Raw genomic sequence first — 6,495 nt, forward strand, 5'->3', positions numbered from 1 at the left:
GTACAGGCACATTGGGGTGAATGAGATGGACCAGGAGTTCCTGCATAGATGGTGTTCGCATGGCGGATGCCAAAGTCGTGTACAGCGAGCTTATTCCGAAGCTGAGGGAAATCGATCAGGATAGACTGAATATCGATCATGTCGAAAGGCACTTGGGACTGGGGAAACGAGCAAGGGCATGCGGGACAAGGCGAATTTGCAATCAGACAAAAAACTTTTAGGCGGGCAAATACGGGTGGCATTGTACAATGAGCACTTTGCGAAAAAAGGCATTGGCAGCATCTCCTCCCGTTACAGCAAAATGATGAAAACGATGGAGGGCGCATTGGAAAAGGAAATCGAGAAAGAACTGCAAAAAGTCGTCAAAAAATTGCAGCAACTGGACGTCGATCCGGCGGGATTTGGCATCGTCTACCGTGCCCAGCAGAGGGGATTGAAAGAGATGACGAACCGCGACTGGAGAAAAATTTTCCGGCAGGCGTCTTTTCGTTTTCATGTTCAGGCAACCATTATCCGCAACGGAGTGATGGATTAAAAAAGTTTTTCCTGGGATTGCTATTGACGGGATATTTTCAAAAAGGATATAATCCGGTTTGTATCATGAAAATATGAAAAACGAACATAATATACGTGGAAATCTTTCTTATCAAGAGAGGCGGAGGGACAGGCCCGATGAAGCCCGGCAACCGGTTCATTTTTTCGAAAATGAGCGTCGCGGTGCCAATTCCTACAAGATTGGTTGGATCTTGATAGATGAGAAGGGTGGATGCGAACGTATACATGCGTTGCAGCCCCTTTTTCGTTTATGAAAAAAGGGGCTTTCTGTTTTTCACAAGGCATGTAGACAGATTTTGCTGGGAGGTGGATGCGTTGATTCAATTGCAACAACTGCATAAAAGCTATCAAGTACAAGGCAAGACGATTCCGGCATTGCTCGGGATTGACCTTTCCATAGATAAAGGGGAAATTTACGGGATCATCGGGCATTCCGGTGCGGGGAAAAGTACCCTGATTCGTTGCATCAACCTGTTGGAGCGCCCTACGTCAGGACAAGTCGTTGTCGACGGAGTGGATTTGACCAAGCTCGATGACAGCAAGCTTCAGGAAAAGCGCCGCCAGATCGGGATGATTTTCCAACACTTTAACCTGTTGTCTTCCGCGACCGTAGGCGAGAATGTCGCTTTCCCGCTCAAGCTCGCCAATCGCTCGAAGGCTGAAATCCAGAAAAAAGTGGACGAGCTGCTCAAACTGGTCGGGCTGGAAGCGCATCGGGACAAGTACCCGTCGCAATTGTCCGGCGGTCAGAAGCAGCGCGTAGGCATCGCCCGAGCGCTGGCCAATGATCCGAAAGTGTTGCTGTGTGACGAAGCGACTTCCGCCCTCGATCCGCAGACGACGAACTCGATTCTCGCGCTCTTGCTCGATATCAACCGCAAACTGGGATTGACCATCGTGCTGATCACGCACGAAATGCACGTGATCCGTTCCATCTGCGACCGCGTAGGCGTCATCGATGGCGGAAAAATTGTCGAGTCGGGTGAGGTTCTGGACGTGTTTCTCAAGCCGCAGCATCCGACGACACAGGAATTTGTCGAGCAGGTGGCCGATTCCAGCGAGCTGCGGGAAGCAGTCGCGCACGAAAAGGCGGCAGGAAACCGCACGATTGCCCGCGTCACATTCCTGGGGGAAATGACGTACCAGCCGATCTTGTTCCAGACGATGCAAGAAACAGGCACGGTGTTCAGCATCTTGCAAGGAACGATTTCCCGCATGAAGGATACGCCGTACGGCCAACTGGTCGTCGAGCTGGAAGGCGATGTCCGTCAAAACGAAAAAACCATCGAGACGTTGCGTCAGCGTGGCTTGGAAGTAGAGGTGATATAGATGGACTGGACTTTGGAAAATGTGGATTGGTCGGAGATCGCCGAGGGAACAATAGATACGCTGACGATGCTTGGCTTCTCGACACTGTTTACCATCCTGATTGGTTTGCCGCTGGGGATTATTTTGTTCCTGACTTCTCGCGGACAGCTTTTGCAAAACCAGGTGTTTTATGCGATTGCCTCATTCGTTGTCAATATACTGCGTTCTGTACCGTTTATCATTTTGATGATCTTGCTGATTCCTGTGACAAAAGTAATTGTGGGTACTTCACTCGGGGTACTCGGAGCGATTCCGCCGCTCGTCATCGGTGCAGCCCCGTTTTTTGCGCGGCTGGTGGAAACCTCGCTGAGAGAGGTGGATCGAGGAGTCATCGAAGCCGCTCAGTCGATGGGAGCCTCCAACTGGCAAATCATCTGGAACGTGCTGCTTCCTGAATCGCGTCCAGGTCTGGTGGCCGGGATTACGATCACGACAGTTGCCCTTGTCTCTTACACCGCGATGTCCGGCGTAATCGGCGGCGGCGGGCTGGGAGATTTGGCAATCCGCTACGGCTACCAACGCTTCCAGACAGATGTCATGATTGTTACAGTGATTATTTTGCTCGTGTTGGTCCAGATCTTGCAGTCGCTGGGGGATCGCCTGGTTATGCGATTCAGCCGCAAGTAAGGTCTTTCCATATAAGCTTTGCAGAACACAGACCAAAAAATAGGGGGAAATCATTTATGAAAAAATTAGTCGTATCTGTACTTTCTACCGTATTGGCATTTTCCTTGGCAGCGTGCGGAAGCAAAACGGAAACAGCTCCAACTCCAACTGAAGGCGGCGCACAAGGCGGACAACAGCAAGAAGTAACGTTGAAAGTAGGCGCTTCTCCGGTTCCACACGCAGCCATTTTGAAGTTCATCGCTCCAAAGCTGAAAGAACAAGGTGTTAACCTGGAAGTGAAAGAGTTTACCGATTACGTACAACCAAACGTACAGCTGAATGAAAAGCAACTGGACGCAAACTTCTTCCAGCACAAGCCTTACCTGGAAGAGTTCAATAAAGGTCAAAACATGGACTTGCAGCCAGTAATCGCCGTGCACATCGAGCCTTTCGGTGCTTACAGCAAAAAAGTAAAATCCGTTGACGAGCTGGCAGAAGGCGCAACCATTGCTTTGCCAAACGACCCGACCAATAGCGGACGCGCGCTCGCACTGTTGGAGAAAAACGGCGTGATCAAGCTCAAAGAAGGCGCTGGCATCAGCGGAACGGTAAAAGACGTTGTAGAAAACAAGAAAAACCTGAAGTTCAAAGAAGTAGAAGCTGCTATGCTGCCACGCGTCCTGGAGGAAGTTGACCTGGCGCTGATCAACACCAACTACGCACTCGAAGCAAAACTGGTGCCGACAAAAGACGCTCTCTTCCTTGAAGACAAAGAGTCTCCATATGCGAACTTCCTGGTAGCTCGTCCTGACAACAAAGATTCCGAAGCGATCCAAAAGCTGGCGAAAGAACTGAACAGCCCAGAAGTGAAAAAGTTCATTGAAGATGAATACAAAGGTTCCATCGTTCCTGCATTCTAAGGAACAGCTAATTGATGAATCAACAAATAAACCCAATTTGGCCCGTGTGGCTGGTTGGGTTTATTTTCATTTATAAAAGTATAAATATTCGTAAAATTTAATTAAATCTCACCGAACCCCATTCTCAAGACGATTTTTGTCGAGTATATTGTGGTGGCGATAGAAAAAATTTGATAAGGGGGAAAATTCAGATGAACAAAACATTCAAACTACTTTTCGGCGTGTCGCTTGTGGCTGGAAGTATTTTGGCAGGATGTTCCGGGAACCAGGCCGCCGCTCCGCCTTCTGCACCTGCCGAGCAAAAAGCAGGAGAAGCCAAGCAGACGGCGAGCGCTGGCAAGCCGCAAGTGTTCAGGGCCAACCTGACAAGCGAGCCTTCGACGGCGGACCCTGGGCTTGCCAAGGATGCTACGTCAGGGGCGGTCGTCCGTGCTACTTTTGACGGCTTGACCAGATTAGACAAAGACGCCAAGCCGATGAACTCGGTTGCGTCGGACGTGAAAATATCCGACGACAAGCGCGTGTACACGTTTACGATTCGCGACTCGAAGTGGAGTAACGGCGATCCGGTGACAGCGCACGACTTCGAGTATGCCTGGAAGCGTGTGCTCAATCCGAAGCTGGGTGCCGAATATGCGTACCAGCTATACTACATCAAAAATGCGGAAAAGGTGCATACGGGCAAGGCGCAAGCAACCGAGCTGGGGGTAAAAGCTCTTGATGACAAAACGCTTGAAGTCACGCTAGAAAACCCGACACCATTTTTCCTGGAATTGACGGCCTTTTACACCTATTATCCTGTAGACAAAAAAGTGGCAGAAGCCAATCCGAACTGGGCGAATGAAGCAGCAACACACGTTAGCAACGGTCCGTTCAAAATGACGGGCTGGGAGCACAAGAGCAAGATTGTATTGGAAAAGAACGAAAACTACTGGGATAAAGATGCTGTCAAACTCGACCGAATCGAATTTGCCATGATCGAGGATGACAATACAGCGCTGTCCATGTTTGACAACAACGAGCTGGACTGGGCTGGTCAACCGCTTGGCGGTTTGCCGACTGATGCGATCCCGTCTTTGAAGGAAGCCGGCAAGCTGGTCGTTCATCCGAAAGCGACGATGTACTGGTACAAAATCAATACGACCAAAGGGCCGCTGAAAAATGCGAAAATCCGCAAAGCGCTGGCCTATGCGGTCGACCGCCAAAGCATCGTGGACAACATCACGCAGGTTGGACAAGTGCCGACCATGGGAATGCTGCCTCAATCTATGATTATCAAACCGGAGGGCTACTTCCGCGACAACGATGTCGAGACAGCGAAAAAGCTGTTGGCGGAAGGCATGCAAGAGCTGGGTGTGACCACCTTGCCTACGATTACGATGTCCTACAACCCTACAGACAGACACAAAAAAATCGCGGAAGCTATGCAGGATCAGTGGAAACGCAATCTTGGCATCGACGTGAAGCTGGCGATCAAAGAATTTAAGGTTCACTTGCAAGATTTACATGAACTGAATTACGAGATTGGCCGCTTGGGCTGGAATGCCGATTTCAACGATCCGATCAACTATTTGGAAATGTTCCGCGACGCGAAGACCGGAAACAACGATACGGGCTGGGAAGACGAACGCTACAAAGAGCTTTTGAAACAGTCCGCCGTGGAGAGTGACCCGGAGAAGCGCAAGCAGCTGTTTGCGGAAGCCGAGCAAATTTTCATGGATGCCATGCCAGTCATTCCGCTCTTTACGGATGTTGACGTATGGGTGCAGAGCGACAAAGTAAAAGGCGTACAGGTAGACGGATTGGGCTTTATCGATCTGAAGTGGGCAGAGATGGTCGAGTAACAGGCAAAAAACCCCGGTAGCGAGAGTGCCAAGGCATGCCGCTTCCGGGGTTCCCTTATCAAATAGTCCGGCTTAGTAACCGAAATCCAACGTTTTACCTGTTTCTGCGTACGTCTTGATGTTGGAGAGAATCATCGGCCAATCTTGACCCGCATTGGTGTTGGAAGGATGGTTTTCGGTCCATTGGTCGTTGATCAAGGTCAGTTTTGTACATCCGCCAACCGGCTCCAGCTTGAAGGTCACGCGACTTTGGAGTTCAGCGTGGTTTGGCCGGTAAGACGGGCCAGGATGCTCCAGGAAGCTGAAGACTTGCTGCGGCTCGAATGCCAGAACCTTTCCGTACACATGAACTGTCTCAGGGCCATCATTTCCAGGCCCGACATAAGCCAGATCGTCACCGACTTGAAAAGTGGAGCGGATGACGGAGTTGAAAAACGTGCTTTTGACTCCCTCTTCCGAAGTGAGAACGTGCCATACGCGTTCCGGGGTAGCTCCGATGTAAAAATTGAAAATATGATCCATGTCGTGCCTCCTGTTATCAATAAATTTTGAAATTGTAATCCCCAGCTGCAACTACTACTCTTAGTATAGACAGACAAAACAGGGGTGTATTGTAAAAACGCGACAGGAGGCGGACTAAATGGAAAAAAATCCGGATATGCTGCGGTAAAATACATTGATGCTTACGATGAGTTGTATGGTAGAAATTTATAATCGGTGGCCACAACTATCAAAATGAAAATGGAAGCAAATCGAAGCTAACGTAAGATCGAGGAATTTCGAGGGAAAGGCTGTTTTGTCCATGAGTGGTGGACAAATGACGGGTGTCAGTTTTGTGCTAATCGCTGAAAATGGCGAAAAACGCCCGAATTTGGACTTTCGGACGCTTGTTTACATAAAACACATTATCGGGACCCAATTTAATACAAGCAACATTTTATTGATAAATGCGTCTTATACTAATAAGGACTAATAAGGAGGGATTTAAAATGCCAATGTGGGTCTTCCTGTTAATCATCTTTGGAGGCATATTGCTTTTTGGAGTTGTGTATGATCGTATAACGAAAAGAAAAATAACAGCAAAAGATATACAAACAGGTATCAAAAACTCAAGCGCTTCTAATATGGTGTACAAGGAAACTTTTTTAAATGAACAACGAAATGACATTCACGATAACCAAGGGAATGTAAATTTTTTTGTG

General features: G+C 48.8%; 7 protein-coding genes and 1 riboswitch. Of the genes, 6 read left to right on the plus strand and 1 reads right to left on the minus strand.

What is annotated here, in order from left to right:
- The first annotated feature begins 235 nt into the window (after window positions 1-235).
- The 5 genes from DEP07_RS04845 to DEP07_RS04865 all read left to right on the plus strand — a co-directional run bounded on the left by DEP07_RS04845 (window position 236) and on the right by DEP07_RS04865 (window position 5,293).
- Window positions 236-535, plus strand: a complete 300-nt coding sequence (locus DEP07_RS04845; RefSeq protein WP_287102196.1) for a Ger(x)C family spore germination C-terminal domain-containing protein — start codon at window positions 236-238, stop codon at window positions 533-535.
- A 105-nt stretch (window positions 536-640) separates the two neighbouring features.
- Window positions 641-760: riboswitch (SAM riboswitch) on the plus strand.
- 110 nt (window positions 761-870) lie between these two features.
- Window positions 871-1,884, plus strand: coding sequence for a methionine ABC transporter ATP-binding protein (locus DEP07_RS04850; protein ID WP_287102197.1), 1,014 nt, complete (start codon window positions 871-873; stop codon window positions 1,882-1,884).
- Entirely contained in the window at window positions 1,885-2,550 is a 666-nt protein-coding gene (locus DEP07_RS04855) for a methionine ABC transporter permease (protein ID WP_063229431.1), read from the plus strand.
- A gap of 56 nt (window positions 2,551-2,606) precedes the next feature.
- Complete coding sequence (locus DEP07_RS04860; protein WP_122966599.1) at window positions 2,607-3,449, plus strand: MetQ/NlpA family ABC transporter substrate-binding protein; 843 nt, start codon at window positions 2,607-2,609, stop codon at window positions 3,447-3,449.
- Window positions 3,450-3,640: 191 nt separating this feature from the next.
- Complete coding sequence (locus DEP07_RS04865) at window positions 3,641-5,293, plus strand: peptide ABC transporter substrate-binding protein (RefSeq protein WP_287102198.1); 1,653 nt, start codon at window positions 3,641-3,643, stop codon at window positions 5,291-5,293.
- 72 nt (window positions 5,294-5,365) lie between these two features.
- Here the strand turns inward: DEP07_RS04865 and DEP07_RS04870 are convergent, their stop codons facing one another.
- On the minus strand, window positions 5,366-5,815 hold the full coding sequence (locus tag DEP07_RS04870; RefSeq protein ID WP_287102199.1) for an SRPBCC family protein: 450 nt from the start codon (window positions 5,813-5,815) through the stop codon (window positions 5,366-5,368).
- 467 nt (window positions 5,816-6,282) lie between these two features.
- Here DEP07_RS04870 and DEP07_RS04875 point away from each other — a divergent pair.
- Window positions 6,283-6,495: hypothetical protein (locus DEP07_RS04875; RefSeq protein ID WP_287102200.1), on the plus strand; the 213-nt coding region annotated here is incomplete at its 3' end.

Source organism: Brevibacillus sp. (assembly GCF_003521185.1).
Classification (GTDB): domain Bacteria; phylum Bacillota; class Bacilli; order Brevibacillales; family Brevibacillaceae; genus Brevibacillus; species Brevibacillus parabrevis.

Excerpts from the sequence above, each read along its gene's own strand:
- DEP07_RS04855 (WP_063229431.1), top strand. The coding sequence starts at position 1,885 with ATGGACTGGACTTTGGAAAATGTGGATTGGTCGGAGATCGCCGAGGGA.
- DEP07_RS04860 (WP_122966599.1), top strand. The coding sequence starts at position 2,607 with ATGAAAAAATTAGTCGTATCTGTACTTTCTACCGTATTGGCATTTTCC.
- DEP07_RS04865 (WP_287102198.1), top strand. The coding sequence starts at position 3,641 with ATGAACAAAACATTCAAACTACTTTTCGGCGTGTCGCTTGTGGCTGGA.
- DEP07_RS04870 (WP_287102199.1), bottom strand. The coding sequence starts at position 5,815 with ATGGATCATATTTTCAATTTTTACATCGGAGCTACCCCGGAACGCGTA.